Origin of the sequence: Paenibacillus algicola, assembly GCF_005577435.1 — a bacterium.
Taxonomy (GTDB): Bacteria; Bacillota; Bacilli; order Paenibacillales; family Paenibacillaceae; genus Paenibacillus_AQ; species Paenibacillus_AQ algicola.
In genome coordinates this window covers 985,358-1,005,957 of sequence record NZ_CP040396.1, presented here as the reverse complement: position 1 = coordinate 1,005,957, position 20,600 = coordinate 985,358, and the positions used below count along the sequence as shown (strand labels likewise).

Here is a 20,600-nt window from a genome sequence, read left to right as displayed (position 1 = left end):
GGAGTCATCTTTATGAGATGTTCATGATACTGGTTACGAAGTCGGTTCATCACGGCTTGGCCGGTCTTGAAAGCCCCGTCCCTCCCGATCACCCGCAGAAAGCCGCGACAGCTGCCCAAAGCCTGTAACGGCGCAGTAAACCCCGTCCCGTTCTGGATGAAGATAGGACTGAAACCACTCTCCCAGCCGCTTCCGGAATACCTGTATTCGCCCCTGGTGCTCCGGCTCTTGAATGAGGTTATGCTCCTCCCCGGGATCGTGCGTGAGATCATATAGCTCATGGGGACCATACGGATAGCGGTGTATATATTTCCAATCGGCGGTTCGCAGCATGCGAACCGGGCCATACTCGTCATATATGACGACCTCCTCCCGGTGCGTGGAGGCTCCAGACTCTGTTCCCGCAGCCGAGCCCAGCAAAATCCCCGCAAAGCTGCTTCCCGGGCGCGGCTCTTTCTCTGTTCCCGAATTCTCTTCATGAATCCCAGCATACTCCAGAATCGTTGGGTATAGATCATATTGGCTGACCAGCTCCGCACAGATCTGTCCGGCTGGAATCCTTCCCGGATGACTGAAGAGCGCGGGTACCTTGACCGAGGTATCGTACATGTTCAGAGGAAAGGTGCCGTTGCCTTTGCCCCACACGCCGTGATGCCCCATATTCATTCCGTTATCACTCATAAAAATGACCAGCGTCTGCTCCCGAATTCCCAATTGCGTCAGCTGCTCCAAGAGCTGTCCAATCCCGGCATCCATAGCCGTGATCGAAGCGTAATACCCGCGCAGCAGCTCCTTTCTGGCCTCCCCCTGCCCCTGCGGGCAGGTCGGGCTTTGATCCGGATGCGGCGGCAGCTCAGGCACCGAATGAAATTCACAGGAGTCGTACAGGCGGAGATATTCCTCCGGATGCTCCTCCCGATTCCAGGGGGAGTGCGGTGCCGTGTAATGAACACTCATATAAAACGGATGGCGCTCCTTCGCCAGATCCTCCATATCCCGCAGAGCCTGGCGGGTGATCAGATCCGTGACATAGTGCCGCTCCAGCTTAATCTGGCCGTCAACCACCATATCCGGCTCCATGTAAGAGCACCCGCCTCTGGCAATCGTATACCAACGGGAAAAGCCCATCTGCGGAGTTAGACTGCTGCCCAAATGCCACTTGCCGCTCAGGGCACAGGTGTACCCCGCTGCGACCAGCTTCTCGGTATACCCGGTCTGACCTGCAAGATAGGACGTCGCCAGGCTCTCATCCTGAAACCTCGGCAGCGTGGCCAGACCTTCCTCCAGGCCAGCGGCTTCAATGTTGCCGGCACGAATCCAGTCATGTACTCCGTGCTGAGAAGGGATGTGACCCGTGAGAATAGAAGCCCGTGCCGGAGAGCAGACCGGTGAGGTGCAGAAGAAATTACTAAAGCGCATGCCTTCTGCCGCCAGCCGATCCAGATGAGGTGTCTTTACCTCCTCATTCCCCGAACAGCCAAGCGCCCACTCCCCTAGATCGTCTGCCAGTATGAATACAATATTGGGCCGGTGATGCTGTGTATGCATAGGCTTTGCCTCCTTCTATAGCGGCACGCTCTCCCGCTTAGTCCAGCTTCTGGGTGCGTTCCAGTTATCGTAATCGTTTAATGTGAACGGATGCTCGTTCTCTATTGTCAATACTGTCAGTGTGAAGGCTCTCACTCCTTTATTTCACAATCTATCTTGCGGTTCAGCACCACCACCTGCTGCTTCGCGGCCGACTCATAACAGGCGTATACCGCTCGGACCGAGGCCATATAATCCCTGCCATTCGTCTCGAACACTCCACCATCCCGAAGCACGTCTACAAAATGCTGCTGCGTCGCGATCGTACACCCGCCCTTCCAGCCCTTAGCCGGAATATGATATTCATGTCTTCTCTCCTGACCGTCCCGAGGCGTAAAATAAATGGCTCCATCCTCCTCTAGGCGGAGCTTGCCGGAAGTGCCTTCGAGCGTCATCCACCCATAGACCGGGGAACGGACCTGCTCCATATAGGTCACCCGGTTGGCATCATACAGCCCGGTTGCCCCGGAAGTGAAGTTCAAGTGCACCATGGCCAGATCCTCTCCCTGAATGACGGGGTTGATCGTACGAAGCTGGCAATAAAGGCTCTCAATTTCCCCGAATAGATAGCGGTAGGTATCCAGATAATGAATACCTGTCTCATAGATTAGAAACTGCTTCATCTCCCGGAAATAAGGCTGTACCGAGTAAGGCTGCTCTCCCCAGCCATCTCCCGGACGCATCGCCATGTACGCAGAATATACCTCTCCCAGCATACCGGCATCCATCATCGTTTTGATTTCTCGATACCAGGCCTGCCAGCGCCAGTTCTCGTTAACCATCAGCGGGACGCTTCGTTCCTCACAATAAGCAACAAGCTCCTCTGCCTCCTGCAGCGAAGGGGCGAGCGGCTTCTGACACAGGATCGGCAGCCCCCGGTCTGCCGCCAGCCGGGTGTAGTGCAGATGTGAGGGCGGCGGCGTGCAAATGTCTATGAAATCCGGGGAGAGCGCATCAAGAGCATGCTCCCAGTCACCGAAAGCTTCTAACCCATACTTGTCAGCCAGAGGCTGGGCATCCTCCCGCGTCCGGCTCAGTACACCTACAATGCGGGCTCCCTGCACCTCCGCCCAGGCCTCAAGCTGTATATCTGCAAAATGCCCGGCTCCAACAATCAGTCCCTTAATCGTCATACTGCACCTCATCCCCTTCGTCGGAAGCTAAGCTCTCTCCCAGCGCATACACTTGAAGATTTGAATATTCCGCAATCAAGGGTGACATCTGCCGGAAGCCGATTCTGCCGCCCTTCAGCACATCGCCATACGTCACTCCATCATCGTGGAAATGAAACACCTCCAGATCGTTGATGAAAAAAGCAATCTCAGCACCCCGCTTCAGCAGCGCCAGATCTAAGGGGCTGTGAATATCCGCAGCGTTCGGGATCGGGTCAGCACCCTGCTTCACCAGATGAAAACCGGCGCTTTTTCGCAGATTACAAGTATGTAAGGCCCGCTCCTCTTTCAGGTTCCGCCGGAAGTAGGACACATGGTAGGTGTTAAAGTCTCCGTCATAGTACTGTTCATATTCGCCGGTGCGCGGGCGGAGTCTGGCATCCAGAACATCCTCGCCCATTTTGCCCTCCGCCGCAAAAAACAGCATCGCAAGCCCCTTCTCACTCAGCGGCCTGAATGTCCACGTCACTAGCATGTCGGCCGGAAATATTTGATCACACCACAACACATAGTTAGCACGCTGTCCCTCGCTCGGTGGGAGCACAGGCTCCATTCTCATTCGTCCCTGCTCAAAGCACAGCTTTCCAGAGCCCTCCAAAACAAACCCTGCCGTGTCCTCCGCGGACTGTAACGGGTTACTGTATATAAGCCGGGGCTTAGCATCTTGAATACGCTTTCTCAGATCCATTCATAGCTCCTCCTCACTCCAATAAAGAACCGGCCAGACACCATCATGTACTCACGTTGGCATACCGTAGTAACATGTGATTTTCAGTGCTCTTACTCTCTTCCAGACGTTGTTACATGTCATTTATTTTAAAGGAGTGGGCTTCCGCAGGCTAGTTAAAAATGATGAGGATGTAAAAAGGTACCTTCAGGCAGGTCACCTTCGGTTAAGGTGATGGCTGGGGTACCATTGTGTTTTATATCAATTACTGTCTACCGGATCAGCCACCTGTAATCTTGTCTGCAATCTATAATGTGGTCTACATAGACGGTTTTATTTTTTTAAATCAAAATACATTACCAGTTCCCTTTTTCAAAGTCTTCATTGTCTATTTCTTTAATGTATATAGAAATCCATAAAACTGTGTTATCGATTGGCTCAGTTTCAATATAAATCCCTTTAGGACTGCCATAAACTTCTTCAAATTCATCATATTCAAAGCTCGGCTCTATCTTTAAGACCTCTTCCATTGACATGCCAATCTGTATTTCATTAAATAATTTCCCAGTATAATTCTTCAATGCAGTAATCTTAAACAGCTTTCCATTAAACAAATTAAACCATAAGTAAACCTCATCTTTAATCTCGTACCTCACTAAAGTCTTACCAAATAAAACATCAGTATCAGTGAGTTTTATTATAGTGCTATAAAATTCGCTGATGTGACTATACAGATTAATACCTCCCATTTCCTTCCATGGAACAATAGCCGAATTCAACAAGACCATAGTTAATTGCCTCCTGTGAAAATTATAGTTGCTGTTTTTTTCCATCAGTCTTATATACATCTTCAGTTCCATCTACTACTTTTATAACCCCTTGGTCATTTATACTAATTTTTACATATGGACTTCCCTCCGTGTCTCCCACCCCCCAGGTGATACTTGAACTTGAATAATATACCTGTTTTCACCAGTATTGTTTATTTTAATGATTTTTGCTCCTGAACTTGATTTAGTGGAGTCCCGTACAATAGCATCATATCCTCCATCTTTTAGCATTTGGTTGATTTCGTCGGCAGATTTATCTTTGAAAATAGTGGGATTTAATTGCCGTGCTCCTTCGAGGGCTGTTTTTCATACGATGGTGTTTTTCTAATGCATTTTTATCTTAGCACTCCAATGTGCGTACAACCGAAATAAAGAAGTCTCTATTAGGGTATTACATGGGTTAGGTGTGGTACTAGTTAAATGAGAGATTCATTCGACACTGGGTAGCCCCACCAAACTATAAAATGAATTTATACCAGTCTAACCTATAAATACAACTGCATCCTTCCGCTGAAATGCAAGCGGCAATTTATCTTGAAGTCCAGCTATCCTTTCAAATATCTTATCTTTTTGTTCCTCATCTAAAGTTTTAGCTACCCATTCTTTTATAAGTATTAGTTCCGCAATGATATGAGGTACATCTTCCTCCTCTACATCAACACCTGTCGTGAAGAGGTCTGTCCATTGTAGCCCTAATGATTCAATTGCAGGTAACCAACACTCCTTAAAAAATGATTCCGTAGCAACTGGAATGAAAAAATTCTTTTCGAAATCATTTTGTGGGTCAAGAATTAATGCGCTGATAGCCATAATTTATTTACCTCCAAAGATTACATTGAACTTGTGATCAGGAAATTCTTGTCTTAATTTGTTTAGACTATTTTCAACTGCCTGTCTTAGTTCGGGTGTATCTCCATCTAATCTAAAAACAAATTCTCGGATATCCTGAATATCCTCAAGGTTAGGTATTTCTGATGAGCCATTATTAGTTGCCCGGTTTTGGGATTAACCTTAATGAAAAAAATAGCCAAGATGATCCGCCGTCATCATAACAAACATGCTAAATTTACGCATTGTTCTCTCCTCTCATGATAGCCTTAATATAATGCTCCCATACCTTGAGACACAGGAGGGAAAAAAATAAGTTATAATGAAGCCATGGAAAAACGGAACCGATATACCGCAGAGTTTAAGACAAAAGTCGTGCTGGAAGTGCTTCGAGAGGAGCAGACAGTGAATGAAATTGCCGCTAAATATGAGCTTAGCCCCGTGATGATTAGCCGATGGAAATCAGAGTTTTTAGAGCGCGCCAACACGGTGTTCGAGAAGAAGGCCAGTGAAGTCGACAAAATGAAAAAGGAGTATGAAAGTAAGCAAGAACATCTGGAACAGCTGGTTGGCCAACTCACAGTGGAGGTCGACTGGCTCAAAAAAAAATCTGGCCTTAAATGAGCCTCTAGAAGCTCGTAAAGGTATGGTCGAGCGAGGCAACGCTGAAATCAATATCAAACGTCAGGCAGCCCTTCTAAGTATCAACAGAACCAGCGTATACCGTCCTGAAAAGGAGCATTGTGAGAGCGAAGTCAATGTGCAAATCATGCATCGGATCGATGAGATCTACACGAAACACCCTTACTTCGGCTACCGTCGAATAACCTGTTTCCTTCGAGATCTAGGCTATGAAGTGAATCGCAAGCGTGTACGCCGTCTTATGCAGCTTATGGGTCTAGAGGCCATCTATCCAAAGCCGAACCTGAGCAAGCGCCTGCATGCCAAGTATATCCGTCCTTACCTGCTTCAAGGCTTAACGATCGACCGCCCGAATCAGGTCTGGGGAATCGATATTACCTACATCCGGATGGGCAATGGATTTATGTACCTATTCAACATTATCGATTGGTACAGCCGAAAAATCATCGATTACGAACTATCCAACACGCTCGAAAAGGGATTTGTTTTGAGGTGCCTCAAACGTGCATTCAGCCATTGCAAACCTAAGATTATGAACAGCGACCAGGGCTCCCATTTTACCAACGCTGACTATCTTGAGCTGCTTGAAAAAGCAGAAGTAAAGATCTCTATGGATGGCAAGGGCCGGGCAACAGACAACAGCCGGACAGAACGATATTTCCGCTCCCTTAAGTATGAATGCATCTTTCTCAATGAATTCGAAAACCCTCGCGCGCTGCGCAAAGGGATAGCTCGTTATGTCCATTTTTACAACCATGAACGGCCTCATGCATCTCTAGAAGGAGCCAAGCCGGCTCAATTCTATACGCATTCTGTTGAACAAATCGCGTCTTAAATCACAAGATCTCACAAGACAAGGAGGATTAACTTATTTCTCGGAAATTCGTGTCTTGACAATGGGGGGCATTACATAATTGCATTAATGCATGCCTGCAACTTCTAATAATAGAAGCTACAGGCATGCACGGAATTACATAACTCACTTCATTGATATTAGATTACTTGTATGTATAAGCTAAGTCATAGTAAATTGATTTTTGAGCCAGCTAAACCAAATCCATTTTTAGTTTATACCGGCCCATGTTGCCTAAGCCGATCACGGCTATTTTCTTTTTGTCATTGTGTTCGCCAGTTCCATCAGGTAATGATGTATGTGATAAGTAGTTGAATTAAGCTACATGTCCCTCTTCAACCAAAAATCCGGCTCCCTCATATACTCCAGCGGATAGATATCATCCCTTGCCGAAATCAGGCCTTTAAACAAAGCTACAGTTCCTCTGTGGGCCGGGTCTGGATAATGATAACCGAGATTTTCAGGTTCAACATGCTCTACAATAACAAAGGCATCTTCCTTGTCCGTCATTTTGTAGACGACATTCTCCGGTTTAAACACATGCTCCGCATGATCTAAGGTGACGAGATGAAATTCCCTGTCCCGCCATATGGTCCCATAGATTTTAAAAGCCTGCGATTGGATCAATGCAATGAATTTTGAGGGCAGGAGGGTTAATTCAATGCCTGTGATGTAACCATCACGGTCCATATCAATACCAAATTCAATATCGCATCCCTGTTCATTAGCTTCTTTAAACGTCTGTGGGGCGATGACTAACTGATCTAAATATGTACTCACGTTGGCATCGGCTATATAGGGAATTGTGATCTCATCAGGATTTACGTGCTGAAATAGTTCGTTATCACTGCTTCCGCTGAGCTCTGATTCCTTCATTGCCGGCGGCTTTAACGTAATGTAGCCCATATTCCCGCTTGTACCATAGTAACATGTGATTTTCAGTGTTCTCACTCCTACTTATATAGGATGTACTCTTCTCAGATATACTCCTGTCGTCTACCTCTTCAGCTCTTTCAAACGTTGTTAAACATCCTTCGATTCCGCAAATCCTCAATAAGCAGGGTTACTATCCCCTCCTGATAACCAGCTCTGCCGGTTTCCTTCACAGCCTGGGCTACTTTGCCCAGCTCAGAGTCAAGCAGCGAATGCAGCTTGGACTCTCGGTCCCCTAACTCCACCACAGGAGAAGATGCGTGAAAGTCATCTATACTCATTCTCCATAATTGAGCCTGCTCACCGTACCGTTCCTTAAAACGAACTGCCATCGCCAGCCCCTCCGGATCGAAGTCCCCGCTGTAAAAAAGAGTATGTCCGGCCTTCGCAAGCAGGTCCAGCAAGTATAAGCCGGCAAGCTTAAACTGCCCATGAGTGCAGACCAGGCTTGCGTCCGGCACGGCATCAAGCAGCGCGGAGAATACGCCTGAATTCTCTACAACGTACACGCTGGGTGCGTGCCCAGCCCCTGCCGCAGCGGCCGCAGTCACCCGGTTCACCTTGATCAGCTCCCGCATGGGCATATTCATGACACACTGCTCATCTGCAGCGGCTCTCCAAACAGGATGCTCGCGCTTCATCGTAAGCCAGAAGATTGGCCTGCGAGACAAAATTCTGGATGTCATCCAGCTCTCCGACTCCGACTGTGCTTTCTTAAGGGCTTCTTCCGCTTTGAGCTCTCCTAACTGGATACGCTGCACGTTCTCGGACAAAATGTAGCTCGGCTGACCGGAACGGTACGGATAATGCGGTGCCCACAGCTGACTCATCTGCTTCAGGATGATGTCCATCTGCGGTATAGCCTTTACACTGTCCCAATCAGCAGCTGCCTTGATCACCGGCATGCTCTGGGAACGCCGCTCTTCCCACATATATTTCAGGAAAAATTCACTACTGCTAAAAGAAGCCATCCACACATTGGTGAAGGCTTCTTTTATCCTAGCTGTGGTATTTGTCTGGGGTTTCATTTTCAGCGGTAACAATCCACGATACATTCTGCCCATAGAGGAATAGAATTTATACTATATGAAATAGTACCATTATCAACGCTCAATATAATCCTGCCCTCTGACAAGCTATTGTCGATAACAACTAAGTGATCAATCATTTGTAGATGTAGGAGTAAATTTCGAATAGAAGTATCATGGCGTCTAATGATATCCTCGGTTGGAATGTGGTGTCCGCCATTCTTGACACGTATAGCAACTCTCTCAATGTTCAAATAATAATCACCTAAACCAACATAAAACATTGTAATTTCAAATCCATTAGCCTTGGCATCACGTATGAGGCGAATAGCATTACCTCCAGCAAACGTTGTTTCTACTGAGAAATCACGTCTGTTTTGAATACAATCCCTGGCTAATTTTATAGCTTCTTTTCCTGCTGAGATTTTCCTACTCTCAGGGGATCTGGGATTGATACTCCTTGCCAAAGCATCGGGATCAATATTCACACTAATTCCAAGCCGATCCACAATAAGATTTCTTATGGTGCTTTTCCCACTTCCATTGTTCCCGCCAAAGACGTACATCATTGGAGAGAGTTCATGCATGAGAGGAGTCATGTCCGGTAACCGGAATCATATGACCATTATTGTACTCTTTAATCATCTGCCCTTGTGCATTCTTATATACAATGTAAGTGTCGTTCGCCTTAGCGTCCAACTTAGCGCGATCACCTGTAAGCTTGATCAACTTTTGAAGGTCTTGAATTGAATCCATGAGTATCGCCTCCCAATAGTTAAGATCTACAATTTCAATTATTATAACACACCTTCAAATCATCAAATCCTGAGCCAGCAGACCGTCTTATTTTCCAATCCTCAATAGCCCCGCTCTTACAAGAGTCAAAAATACGAGTACTAGCTGTTCTAGCAAGTTCCGCTCAATAAATACTTTTCATAAAACCCTCAAAAGATGAGCTCACCATCTCCATTGTATCTTCCACTTCATGATTCCAAAACACAATAATGGGCTCTTGCTCATTCCCCTTATAATCAAAACAGATATAATTCCCACCGTCATCGCTGGCAAAAGGAATCATACCTGGCTGCAGCCGCGTCTGGATCCAGGCATACACATCGTACACATTCCCTTTCTCTTTCTTACTCACAGGTAAAAATGTCTTGATTCTATGCCCCATCCGCTTGTACGTATCGAACTGGTTCGGGATTGGACGTGCTCCGTGATGTTCCAATACGATCCTTCCGTATACGACAGGCAACTTTATATTAAAATGCGACTCAACCGCCCACAAGTCATAAACGGTAGCAATCGATTTAGCAAACTGCCACTGCATTCAGCCGCCTCCTTATCATCGTCTGTGCTTATTTACTGTCTATACTCCTGCCCCCCGCCCCATAGAAAGCGTCCTCCTGTATGGCCCGATTGAGCATGTACTTGTTCATCTACTAACTCCATTTCACCAGGTGTTTCCGTATGATGCCATACATATCCATCGGGAGTCTCTCCTGCTTTAATCTGCTCTAACTGGACTGCTGAAAAATGTGATCCCATCTGAGGGTCAGCGCTCACTGCGGAAGCCAGTTGATCGTTCATATAGGAGAATTGAGTGTAATCCGAAGAGTAATATAATTCTTCCGGCAGTTCTCCTACGTATATGGTACGCCAAGCCACCGTAATAAGCGTAATGATATTTTGGGGCCGCGGGTGCGGAATGGATATGAACTTTTACTTTCTCAAAACAAAAAGTGACCATCGAGCGGATCTCATAATGAGTCAGGCTGCTGATAGCTTGTTGAATGGTGGGAATCAACTCATCTGCTGCTATGGGAGCAGAGCGGATAAAGTCCGCAATCGAGACCCCGTCCTCCTCATTCGTTTTCCGAATGCGAAGGACTTCAACTTGTAATCGATCACGGTACACTTGGACCACACCCTGAATCTTCACAAGACTCATCGAGAAAAATGTCTCAATATCCGTTTTGCTCGCATCCCAGTACTTGGCCGAAATGCTTCCGCTGGAGTCACCAAGCACCAAATCCAAATAATCCTTGGGCACCGAACTATTAGTCTGCTTCGCTTCTATTTCTCGTATTAGGTAATAACCGACAAACTCGTCGCCTTCTCTCAATTCTTTGATTAATATGCTCACAGGTCCACCTCGATCAAATCTTCCTCTACATCAACGAGCACTTCGTCATCAAAATCAGCAACATAATCATATCTGTCTTCATGGCCGGTTATGTATTTCGATAACGAGTTTAATACACGCATCGTGTATGGAAGAATAGTGTGCTTGTCGTAAGTCAATCCAACCCGTCTTAAATGATCTGCTAAAACCGCCAGTTCATCCAATTCATCATCGTCCTTGGCTCCTAACGGAATGTATTCTACAGCTTTTTGCTGAAGCAGTTGTTTGGACGGAGATGAAAACTTTGTTGCAGCGTTCGAAATGCCTTTCCATGCACTAGGTCTCCCGCCTACACCATAATAAGCACCCATAGGATCTTTAAAGATTCCTGATGCTTTATTTACTTCATCCCATGCATCGTTAACAATAATTCGATACTGTGGAACATCATCCGTTGCATTAATGCGTATAAACTTTAATCGAGGTTCATGTGACAATCTCTCATTAAGGACAGGAATGCGATCCCATTGTATTTTGGTATTTCCGATGGCCCGCAACCATCCGTTCCTCAGTGTGGCATTCACCAGTACAATAAGTTGACCCTCACACCGGTCCAGTTCATTTTGGATCTCTGTTGTAATAAACACCTCAAATATTTTACTGCTACGGTTATTCTTGTTGGGGCTATCCAGAAACTTGGTCTCGTTCATTCTAAGAGCCGCTTCTTGCAAGGACAACCAGGAATCGATACCGAATAACTTTATCCTTAGTTCTGTACCTGTTAATCTCGAGATAGCCGGCAAATGCTTGTTACCTGCTTTCAGCACCATAACGGATAACAACGTTCCAGGGTGATTGATTTTATTGATATTATGACTGAGTAGACCGTAATCATGGAAGAGATCTAATGCAGCATTGAGTATGCGGGATACATCTCCCGTTTCATCATCAGTTAGTGGATAGATGAATTGAGTAAGACGCCCGGCCTTGATCATTCCTTCCCGAATGGCCTTCTTCGGATCGCAATCTTCTCTCCATTTATCCTTTTCATCAATTTCTACCAGGGTTACAACGGAGTGGTCCTGCCGCTTAGAATGGGTGAGCTGTTTAATAATCTGATTGATACGTTTGTTCTTAGCCATTGATTTCTCTTTGTATTGATCGATCTCTAGTTCAGCGACAATACCTTCGGGGTTACAGTGAACCAGCTCCACTATCACGTCTTTATCACAATGAAGTTTATAAAGAGAATCAGAGATTTCATCGAGAACAACGGTATCATCTATCGATTTTTGCGGTGCAGACAATACATTCCTGATCTTCTCAAACATCTCTTTAGAGCTATAGACTTCGATGGTTAGTGTTTCATCCTTCGAAGCAACCATGGGAAACAGGCTGTCATTCATACTGCGGCTGCTAATGTCAGGAATCAGCGGAAGTTCTTTCGCACCAAAGGCTGCTAGATAGCTTTTGACCATGTTGTACAAGGCATTTTTCTCAGGGAGACCAATTCCTGCCTTCACACTATTTCCTATAAATAGATTGTTATTAACGACATAGGCAGTCAGTTCGCCATTTCCTTCGAAAAAGGTCTTGGGACTGACAAGTAACGCATCAGAATCAAATGCCTCCCCATGAAGCACATCCCAGTACAATCCATCCAAAGCAGTTTCCCAAGTCGTAAAAGAGGAACTGGCTCCAGACCGCTTACGCTTCTCGATTTTTAATTGGGAAAACGACCGGTCTGTTCTGGTTTCATAGGGGTGCTGTACGGAGACAAGTACGGAACAGGCATGACCTGATCTCATAAAACACTTGCCATCCTTGATCTGCTCTTTGCTCAAATATCTTCTGGTCCCAAGGGATACGGTTAATAGATGCCTTCCAGCATCTCCACCTCGAGTCTTTAAATCAAGCCGAATTATATAGGAAAAAGGATCATGGCGATTGGACTTTTGAAGTGGATTGGAAATGCACTCATTCTTACCGTTAAATATAATATGATGAAATTTCAGCTCTTCACACAGCTCGTTTCCTAGGTCAAGAAACTTGGGGTCTTCACAAAATTTAATCGCAGCCATCCCCGGAATCCATTGAAAGTGATCTATGATACCGTGTATATCATCGAAATTACACGCTACCCAGTCAGGATCTGCATCCCTTACTTCTGGAGGCAGCTCAGAGATTGAACATCCTTTTACATCCGCTAACCATCCAAGAGTCAGTTGTCGAACATAGGATTCTGGTATAGGTTTTGTTGAAACCAACCACGGCTGATTATGAATCAGCATGTTGTTGTCAGAGAGTATACTTATGATTTCTGGAAATATGCTTTTAAGCTTCACCCCCAGAGGTTTTAATTTAAATGAAAGTTTATATCCCCCATTGATTCGCTCTTTATTAATGAAGTTACGCCAGCTCTCCGGCATGTTCATATAACAAATCGATTCGCTGTAAAACAATGACTCATCAATCTCCAGTGCAAAAAGCTGCATCTTCTTCATTCCATTGTGCCTCCCTAATCATTTGATTTATGCCTTGGATAAATGGTCCATACAAGCTCTCAAACAGCGGATCCCTCTGGTGCTTATTCATGATAAACGCCCAGCTGTCCAGCATAGACATGCCTTCGGAATTCCCAGCCGGCTTAGCACCAAACTTGAAGTCACAGTAGAACACTCTGGCATTCTTACCGCCGCGCAGCAACCGTCCGATCATTTGCCAAACCGGTATAAAGGTAAACCATGCCATGACTTCACGCTCGGAATCATCCAGACTACCCCAAAAGTCAGGTTTTCTGTACATCGTCTCAAACTTGCTATTGCTGACTCTGCGTAATCTGGATACAGCTTTATCGTAATAAATCCCTTGTCTCTCAATTTGTTTCAAATATTGAGGCAGATAAGCATGAAGGATTTGAACCATGTAATTCATGTCGTTAGGAATAGGATAAGGACGCACCAGGAAGAAGACCGATCCAAACAATGCCTCTCCTCGCTGATCCAAAATGTTATAACCTCTGCCTACTGACATCAGCGGAACAATCAACACTTCGGCCTGATCTCTACGAAAGGATTCAATCATGGATCTTGGAAATTGATCACTTTCATCACTTTTTACCTTAGAAAGAATCTTGTATCGGCCTTCCCAACCAGGATCACCTCGAAATGCCCTGCCAACCGTTGCCGCATCGTCATAAGAGTTAACGACCAAGAGCACCCTCCTTGCGTTCCCGACGCTTGTCCAGTACTTCAATTCGTATTGAATGTCAGATTTGAGATGATGGACCATCTCATACAAATTCCTGCTCCTGGTCTCATCATCCCGAATTCCTGATACCTCCAGAAAACCGCCTTGACGAGCATCAAGGACTGGTTTGAAGACCATTTGGATATTAGAAGGTGTTCTTTCTGCCTTGAGCAGCCATTTGGATCCTGTGTTCAAGTGGTAATGTGCTGAGTCGGGAGCATGGCTTGTACCGGACAACAGAATGACGGCCGGCCCTTGTTTCTGATCGGAATCCTCATAAATACGGTGCCAGTCATGCAGCAATAATCTGCCTACCCCCGTGTATTCGACGAGTTTAAATACCCCCATGCTCTCCCCGTCTTTCAAGTCATATTTGTACCCCAGCATGGTACCTGTCATGGCTTCCTTCATGAATGGCTGGTAATCTCGCTGCATCGTAAATAAAGGAGAAAAATTTACAGATAAACCAAGTTTGGCCTGGATCACAGGGAAGGAGGTCAGAATGTACTTAATACATTCCTCTGCTCTGCATAAGTAGATAAAAAACTCCAACTGGTCATAAAATAATTTCTGGTTTACCCGCGGCTTCATTGAACCTTTCAGCAGCTTCTCTGTTATTTTTGTAAGCAGCTTTTGTTTCTCTTCGGTATGGTCGGTTTCAATCAACCTGTCTGCAGGACCAGACAGTGCTGGGTCTTGGAATGGTTCACTTGCGTATTTCATGAGACCTTTTCGTATTTTCTCCTGTGCTTCAGTGTTATCCGAAATCTTACCGCTTATTGAATCGGCTAACGCTGCTGCTCTGATCAAATATCGGCTAATGTCTTTACGCAGTGTGTGGGAAGACTCTAGCTTTTTATAAATTCTCCATACCATCTGGTCCAATTGACGAAGCTTATCCTTCCACTCATTCACTACGGGATCTCCGGCATATTGATACCTACCCATAGTCAGCTGATTGGATTCGTTATACAGACTTTCAAAGATATCCTCTTTACCTCCAAATACATTATATTCCGATAAAAAGGTCTCATCGAATTGCATTTGGACATCATCCACTTCGTCAATGAACACGATCTCCATTAAATCATACATGGCTTCGTATATGGTTCTCTCAAGTGGATCGATCATGGCCGGAATTCTTGTTTTGAGGACACTTGCAGATGTAGCCACCCATACATCGGCTTCAGCAAGTCGAGAGAAATCATGGTACACTCCGCACTGGTTCGCCAATGGACACATTACGGATTGTTGATCCTGCTTCAGCCCAGTGCAGGGAAAAGGTTTATTCCGTTCGACATCCTCAGATAAGGCTTTAATTACACATACGTCAGATAGGTGTGTTAAAGCTTGGTATTCGTTCTTTGCCCAATCACTGATTTCAAGGATTTCGCTAGAATTTGCGAATAAATAGTTCTCTTGATGCTGCTTCCTGGATGACCTGCCAATGATCGGAACTGCATCAATACCTAACTCACGGAGAACTTTGACACGCTCAATCACTTGGGATACGCTGCCTTCAATGAAACCAATCCGGGCCCCTTCCTGCTTCACCAGGCGATAAGTTTCCATCACCATAAACGTTGATTTCCCTGCTCCCAGCGCACCGCCAATATGCTGGTTTCCTCTGTAAACAAATTCTTCATCCCAATCCACAGATTCCAGCACAACGGAACTTGCTCGGTTCTCCCATGCCGAGGATCCACCAGCTATTTCATCCATTTCCTTGGCCAGTGCACGTCCGTTGAACGGCAGCGCCAGAGTATGTCTCTTTTTCTCCCGATAGGAAGGCAAACCATGTTTGTTATTTATAGTTAAGGCTTCAGGAATACTTCCATGAAAGTGTTGAGATATCCCGCCTCTTCCCATTCTGGAATATTCGAAGGTTTTCTCCGGAATTGCAAATGGAATATCATTCAGTTTTCTCGGAATAGGATTACTCAGTATCTGTTCGTACACCGTATGCCGATTGCTAAAAAATCGCGGAATCCGTTTGGCAGCCTTACGCTCCTCGCTGATATCAAACAGACGATATTTCTCATTGATCATTCCATAAGCTTCCATTCGCCGGGTTAGAACCTTTTTGGATCTAAACTCCGGAAATAAGATCCTAAGACGAGTGACGATATCCACACGTTTCAAGTTCTTCAAGACAGGTTCATCATAACCGACCACAAGGGACCAAGCCTGATCCAACTGAAGCAGCGGGTCAATCATAAGGCAGCCCGAAATAAATAACTCGAGACTTATCATTGTGGATATGTCTGATTTGGGCAGCTCCAGAGAGGAGAAGCCTTTGTTCAAATCCTCGGTCATATCCCAATGTGTTTTTCTCATGGAAGCACCTTCTTCAGCATTTTCTCCACTTCATTTTCCATCAGGATCGTAATGAATTTCTTAGCCTCTTCATTAAGAAATAATGACGCCCTCTGGCTGTAATAGGGAAATAGATCATTTCGATACTTAGGAACAACAACATATACGTTTGGACCGTACTTCTCTAAATACGCTGCTGACTGTTGGTTGAAGAAATTTGCGAGCGTTCGTGGATCTTTGAAATCCTTCACATCCAGAAAAATCTTAAGGTTATGCAGGGAGATGGCGAGGTCATATTCATCGATATTAGGATAGAGTTCCACTTCATACTCTTTCCGTCTCAAGTAATCAGCAAGCTTCATTTCAGAAATCCCAGGCAGCAGTACATACCTCTGAATACCCGGAAGCAAGCGATAGACACGTTCATTCCTGAAATCAAACTGCTCCACCACTTCAAAGTCAGCCAGGGTATGACAGATGTTCTCTTTATTGCAGCGCCAGCGATCCTGCTTATATTCCAGAGTCCAGCCGCAATGTGGACATTTACGGTAGTTCATCAAGGGTGAAGTTATTTCTTCATAGCACTGCCGAATTAGGCTGCTTAACTCACGATCACGAAACGAATCCGCGAACTGAACAAACTGGAATGATGAGACTACCGCATGTTGGGGTTGAGACAGAAAGGTACGGATTTGTGTATACTCCGTCTGCAGCTTCCGACTGTCCTCTCTGCAAAACTGCAAGATCGCAAACATATTCTTCTGCTGCGCTTCATCCGGAGAATGATATGTATTTATGAAATCTTCTGCATCCGGAGTGATTCCGATGAATTCCTCAACTAATGGGGCCTCTTCCGGGTAGTACTCGGATAACCCCTGAATTCCCCATTCGTTTGACGGCTTATGTAACAATTGAAGCAGCCGATGCACATCAGCAGGAACCTCCCCTCCTGATTTCGCCGCTTCTTGTATAAACATAAGCATTCCCTTGTGAAGCTCGTCCGGGATTTTTGAATAGTTATTCGGCCACCCTTGCAATCCGGTGATTAGGTAGTAAAGCATATGCTGAATTTTATCCAATCCGACACGCTCCTTATATGTGCTTATGATTTATTGTAGCCTGTAGAAATAGCAGCCATCTGTCACCGAATGTTTGTTCCCAAGTGGAAAACGGACTTCAATTAAGAAGTCCGCTGTGAAAGAAGCGTTGAACTTAGCTTGACAATCCGTCTTGACAAAAAAAAGATCCCTTACTTTAGAAGTCAGGGATCGCAAAAGCCAGTCAGTCTTATTAAGTATTCCCCGTATCGTTACCCTTTTACAATCTCCAACAACTTCTCATAGCTGTTAACCACATCATACCTCAACTGATCCGAGTTGAGCTTGGCAAAGTGCCGCCGTGCACATTCAATCTTCGCCTTCTCAACTTCGCGCAGCTCCATGGAGTCCAAAGAACCTTTCGTCTCAGCAATAAAGTAGATATGCTTGACGTCACCATCTCTGAATACAATTGCCCAGTCCGGATTGTAGTCGCCGACTGGAGTTGGGATGTAGAAGCCCCGCGGCAGCTTAGCATAAATGTTTACTTCCTTGCTCGTATCCAGCTCTTTCGCAAAAGCCCGCTCAATCTTGGAATCCGTCACTACATAGTCGTAGATGTGCTTTTCAACCGCTATCGCGTTTTGCCCAGGCTGTCCCTTTAGCGTGTTCTTCGTGAACACATCTGTATCGAACGTTTCGTTGATCACATCATACGTAATTGATTCAATGATCGTCGTCGCCTTCTGCTCATTGATCAGTCTGGACGCTCGAAGTATGAACTCCTCAGGGTTCTTCTGGAACAGCATAAATTTCGTTTGCTTGATGCCTTTCATAATAGCTACAATCGTTTTTCTGGTGAGCGTTGTTTCATCCATCAGCTTACCGATCAAGTCGTATTTGATCTTCGAAGCTGCAGCTCCGTGAACGTATTCTGTCTGAGTCTCACGCTGTACGAACGCTTCACCTTGCTTCAGTTGATCACGGGATTCAATCTCGTTCATTTCTCCATGCTTGATGGAATAACGTATCGAGGGCACGTCCAAGCTCATATCAATTGCCAAGATACACTTTCGCACCAACTCTTCCGAATCAAACTGAACGGTATACATTGATCTCTTATTGATCCGATTCCACAATTCCTTGAATTCTTTCTTATGAAAGTTGTTGTTCACCGTGATGGATGGAATCGTATTTTTCCGGTCATCGTTCGTCATATCCGACTTGCTTTCAACGTAGATCGTTTTAACCAGCTCAATAAGCTGCTCTTGATGTGCATTCAGCTCGTCAGGCAGTTTGATGGTTTGTTCTTCTACGGCTGCAAAGTAAACATCCGTCAGATTGTATTCATCGTCTGTATAGCCATTACGGATGAACGCATTTTGTAACTTGGTCGCGAGTCGCTCATCGATTTTTAATTGTTCGCTACGGGCGTTCACAAGAACTTTCTCCAAGAAGAAGCTATTATCTGCCTTGCGTGGGCGATCCGACAATGTCGCCGCAATCTCGCTCTGGAGCTGTTTGGCAAACTGCTCATAGGATTCGCTTGCAACAACGGTTAGTGCATTAATCTCATGAACATTAATACCCTGAATACTAGAATCGATTCGTTCACCATGCTTGTTCACGCAGAGTCGTAATCCACGGCCTACTTCCTGCCGCTTCTTGATTGTGGAGTCACTGTGCTTAAGCGTACAAATCTGAAATACGTTCGGGTTGTCCCAACCTTCCTTCAGCGCCGAGTGAGAGAAAATAAACCGTGTCGGTTCCTCAAAGCTGAGAAGTTGCTCCTTCTGTCGCATAATCAGGTCATATGCATCTGCATCATCGGAGTCCGTTTCTCTGGCAGACACTTTGGAATCAACGAACCGATTGCTCTTTTTGTCGATGGAGAAGTACCCTTTATGCGTAGCCTTTACTCGAATGTTATTCAAATATTGAACATATGGGTCGTCTGCGAACAATGACAGTTGTTCGTTAAGGATTTCCATGTACTCTTCTTCGAAGATATCCGCATATTCGCCGTTTTGTTCGGTGCTGTCTTTATCGTATTGTCGGTATTTGGCAACTTCGTCGATAAAGAAGAGCGAGAGCACTTTAATATCTTTATGGAACAGCACCCGCTCCTTCTCGAAGTGAGATTTCAGCGTCTCCCGAATCTGGATTCGCCGGAAATGAAGCTCGCTGACATCACCTTGCACGTCTCCGGCATACAGCGTGACTCCATTAATAAAGCTGATACTGTTATTCTGGCCATTGATTTCAGATACCTTGTAACCTTTATACTGCTCCAAGTTATCAGACAATTGATAGAGGTCATCGCCTGTGATGATCTTCTTGGATACTTTGGTTAATCCGGACTTGGTGCGTTTTTCATACTCAAGTCGAGCTACTGGAACATGCTTGTCGCTGACATCAACGCCTTCGAGATACACATAACTGTTCGTTCCGCTTGATCCTTTAACTGAGATGCCTTTTACGCTAATCTTCTTGACCAGCTTCATGTTGTAGGCATCCAGTGCATCGAGGCGATAGACTTTATTGTAGTCTTCTCGATGAGTCGCCGAATATCGCAGCGTAAACAATGCCTTGAAATCTTTCAATGCCTCTTTTGTTTTCTGCCCCTCAACGGATTGTGGCTCATCAATGATGAGTATAGGATTGGTGCTTGCGATCACATCAATGGGTTTACGGGAAGCAAAATCATCAAGCTCCATCGTAATTCTTCTTGCATCCTTACCTCTAGCATTAAACGCTTGAGCATTTATAATCATCACGTTAATACCCGCGTCACTTGCAAACTTCTCAATATGATGCAGTTGCTTGGAATTATAAACAAAATAACGAGCTTTCGACCCATACTCAGCCATGAAGTAGTCTTCAGTTATCTGAAACGTCTTCAGTACGCCTTCCCGAATTGCAATTGAAGGGACAACAATAATGAATTTGCCCCAGCCGTACTTTTTGTACAACTCAAACATCGTCCGAATATACGTATAGGTTTTACCTGTACCGGTTTCCATTTCAACCGTCAGATTGTATTTGCCTTCAAGCCGCTCGGATAGTTTCAACCCGTTTTGACGTTGTATCGCTTGAATATTGCTTAGAACTTCTCGATCGACAAGCTTAATAGGGTTGTTCTTAAACCCATATTCCGAATCATTACCGCTTGTTTGTTGAAAGAGGTCGCCTATCTCCACACTCTTTTGTCGCAGACCTTTATCAAGCGTAAACCGTGAGGATTCGTTAGGTTGTCCTTGAAATACGTTAACAATGCTCTTTACTGCATCCAATTGGAACTGCTGGTGTTTGAATTTAATTTTCATCGCT

At 45.3% G+C, this 20,600-nt stretch carries 17 protein-coding genes; 1 reads left to right on the top strand and 16 read right to left on the bottom strand.

Annotation, left to right across the window (positions count from 1 at the left end; translation table 11 throughout):
• Window positions 1-33: 33 nt before the first annotated feature.
• From E6C60_RS04355 to E6C60_RS04335, 5 genes are all read right to left on the bottom strand, one after another.
• Window positions 34-1,548: a sulfatase family protein gene (locus E6C60_RS04355; RefSeq protein WP_138224708.1), complete on the bottom strand. Its 1,515-nt coding sequence runs from the start codon at window positions 1,546-1,548 to the stop codon at window positions 34-36.
• 131 nt (window positions 1,549-1,679) lie between these two features.
• Complete coding sequence (locus E6C60_RS04350) at window positions 1,680-2,720, bottom strand: Gfo/Idh/MocA family protein (RefSeq protein WP_175415192.1); 1,041 nt, start codon at window positions 2,718-2,720, stop codon at window positions 1,680-1,682.
• On the bottom strand, window positions 2,710-3,447 hold the full coding sequence (locus tag E6C60_RS04345; RefSeq protein ID WP_138224706.1) for a DUF1961 family protein: 738 nt from the start codon (window positions 3,445-3,447) through the stop codon (window positions 2,710-2,712). Before E6C60_RS04345 ends, E6C60_RS04350 begins: the two co-directional genes overlap by 11 nt.
• Before the next feature lie 335 nt (window positions 3,448-3,782).
• A complete protein-coding gene (locus E6C60_RS04340) occupies window positions 3,783-4,259 on the bottom strand; it encodes a hypothetical protein (protein WP_233281134.1) in 477 nt (158 codons plus the stop codon).
• A gap of 477 nt (window positions 4,260-4,736) precedes the next feature.
• A complete protein-coding gene (locus tag E6C60_RS04335; RefSeq protein WP_138224704.1) occupies window positions 4,737-5,066 on the bottom strand; it encodes a hypothetical protein in 330 nt (109 codons plus the stop codon).
• A 348-nt stretch (window positions 5,067-5,414) separates the two neighbouring features.
• On the opposite strand from E6C60_RS04335, the gene E6C60_RS04325 reads away from it, so the two are divergent.
• Window positions 5,415-6,561 (top strand): IS3 family transposase gene (locus tag E6C60_RS04325; RefSeq protein WP_456093909.1). Its coding sequence is split into 2 segments (ribosomal slippage): window positions 5,415-5,686 and window positions 5,685-6,561, totalling 1,149 coding nucleotides; the frame shifts between segments, so codons are not numbered across the junction.
• Between the two features lie 339 nt (window positions 6,562-6,900).
• Here the strand turns inward: E6C60_RS04325 and E6C60_RS04320 are convergent.
• The 11 genes from E6C60_RS04320 to E6C60_RS04280 all read right to left on the bottom strand — a co-directional run bounded on the left by E6C60_RS04320 (window position 6,901) and on the right by E6C60_RS04280 (window position 20,596).
• Entirely contained in the window at window positions 6,901-7,485 is a 585-nt protein-coding gene (locus E6C60_RS04320; protein WP_175415191.1) for a hypothetical protein, read from the bottom strand.
• A gap of 107 nt (window positions 7,486-7,592) precedes the next feature.
• Complete coding sequence (locus tag E6C60_RS20830) at window positions 7,593-8,483, bottom strand: DUF2399 domain-containing protein (protein ID WP_217496379.1); 891 nt, start codon at window positions 8,481-8,483, stop codon at window positions 7,593-7,595.
• Between the two features lie 59 nt (window positions 8,484-8,542).
• Window positions 8,543-9,127: an ATPase gene (locus E6C60_RS04310; protein WP_138227622.1), complete on the bottom strand. Its 585-nt coding sequence runs from the start codon at window positions 9,125-9,127 to the stop codon at window positions 8,543-8,545.
• Window positions 9,120-9,296 (bottom strand): hypothetical protein, encoded by a 177-nt coding sequence (locus tag E6C60_RS20825; RefSeq protein WP_175415189.1) that lies wholly within the window; start codon window positions 9,294-9,296, stop codon window positions 9,120-9,122. Before E6C60_RS20825 ends, E6C60_RS04310 begins: the two co-directional genes overlap by 8 nt.
• Before the next feature lie 163 nt (window positions 9,297-9,459).
• Window positions 9,460-9,873, bottom strand: coding sequence for an SMI1/KNR4 family protein (locus E6C60_RS04305; RefSeq protein WP_138224702.1), 414 nt, complete (start codon window positions 9,871-9,873; stop codon window positions 9,460-9,462).
• A gap of 32 nt (window positions 9,874-9,905) precedes the next feature.
• Window positions 9,906-10,133 (bottom strand): HNH endonuclease, encoded by a 228-nt coding sequence (locus E6C60_RS21575; protein WP_407669132.1) that lies wholly within the window; start codon window positions 10,131-10,133, stop codon window positions 9,906-9,908.
• The gene (locus E6C60_RS20820; protein WP_175415115.1) at window positions 10,099-10,689 is read right to left on the bottom strand and encodes a hypothetical protein; all 591 of its coding nucleotides are present in this window, start codon (window positions 10,687-10,689) and stop codon (window positions 10,099-10,101) included. The genes E6C60_RS21575 and E6C60_RS20820 overlap by 35 nt, the downstream gene beginning before the upstream one ends.
• Complete coding sequence (locus E6C60_RS04295) at window positions 10,686-13,172, bottom strand: pPIWI_RE module domain-containing protein (RefSeq protein ID WP_138224701.1); 2,487 nt, start codon at window positions 13,170-13,172, stop codon at window positions 10,686-10,688. The genes E6C60_RS20820 and E6C60_RS04295 overlap by 4 nt, the downstream gene beginning before the upstream one ends.
• Window positions 13,138-16,254, bottom strand: a complete 3,117-nt coding sequence (locus tag E6C60_RS04290) for a pPIWI_RE_Z domain-containing protein (protein ID WP_138224700.1) — start codon at window positions 16,252-16,254, stop codon at window positions 13,138-13,140. Before E6C60_RS04290 ends, E6C60_RS04295 begins: the two co-directional genes overlap by 35 nt.
• Window positions 16,251-17,312 carry a restriction endonuclease-related protein gene (locus tag E6C60_RS04285; protein ID WP_138224699.1) on the bottom strand — a complete coding sequence of 354 codons (1,062 nt, stop codon included), beginning with the start codon at window positions 17,310-17,312 and terminating at the stop codon, window positions 16,251-16,253. The genes E6C60_RS04290 and E6C60_RS04285 overlap by 4 nt, the downstream gene beginning before the upstream one ends.
• Window positions 17,313-17,542: 230 nt before the next feature.
• Complete coding sequence (locus E6C60_RS04280) at window positions 17,543-20,596, bottom strand: type III restriction-modification system endonuclease (protein ID WP_138224698.1); 3,054 nt, start codon at window positions 20,594-20,596, stop codon at window positions 17,543-17,545.
• Window positions 20,597-20,600: the final 4 nt, after the last annotated feature.

Coding starts and splice junctions, on each gene's coding strand:
- E6C60_RS04355 (WP_138224708.1), bottom strand. CDS start 1,548: ATGCATACACAGCATCACCGGCCCAATATTGTATTCATACTGGCAGAC.
- E6C60_RS04335 (WP_138224704.1), bottom strand. CDS start 5,066: ATGGCTATCAGCGCATTAATTCTTGACCCACAAAATGATTTCGAAAAG.
- E6C60_RS04345 (WP_138224706.1), bottom strand. CDS start 3,447: ATGGATCTGAGAAAGCGTATTCAAGATGCTAAGCCCCGGCTTATATAC.
- E6C60_RS04290 (WP_138224700.1), bottom strand. CDS start 16,254: ATGAGAAAAACACATTGGGATATGACCGAGGATTTGAACAAAGGCTTC.
- E6C60_RS21575 (WP_407669132.1), bottom strand. CDS start 10,133: ATGAACGATCAACTGGCTTCCGCAGTGAGCGCTGACCCTCAGATGGGA.
- E6C60_RS04350 (WP_175415192.1), bottom strand. CDS start 2,720: ATGACGATTAAGGGACTGATTGTTGGAGCCGGGCATTTTGCAGATATA.
- E6C60_RS04320 (WP_175415191.1), bottom strand. CDS start 7,485: ATGGGCTACATTACGTTAAAGCCGCCGGCAATGAAGGAATCAGAGCTC.
- E6C60_RS04310 (WP_138227622.1), bottom strand. CDS start 9,127: ATGCATGAACTCTCTCCAATGATGTACGTCTTTGGCGGGAACAATGGA.
- E6C60_RS04305 (WP_138224702.1), bottom strand. CDS start 9,873: ATGCAGTGGCAGTTTGCTAAATCGATTGCTACCGTTTATGACTTGTGG.
- E6C60_RS04295 (WP_138224701.1), bottom strand. CDS start 13,172: ATGAAGAAGATGCAGCTTTTTGCACTGGAGATTGATGAGTCATTGTTT.
- E6C60_RS20830 (WP_217496379.1), bottom strand. CDS start 8,483: ATGGCTTCTTTTAGCAGTAGTGAATTTTTCCTGAAATATATGTGGGAA.
- E6C60_RS04340 (WP_233281134.1), bottom strand. CDS start 4,259: ATGGAAAAAAACAGCAACTATAATTTTCACAGGAGGCAATTAACTATG.
- E6C60_RS04280 (WP_138224698.1), bottom strand. CDS start 20,596: ATGAAAATTAAATTCAAACACCAGCAGTTCCAATTGGATGCAGTAAAG.
- E6C60_RS20825 (WP_175415189.1), bottom strand. CDS start 9,296: ATGGATTCAATTCAAGACCTTCAAAAGTTGATCAAGCTTACAGGTGAT.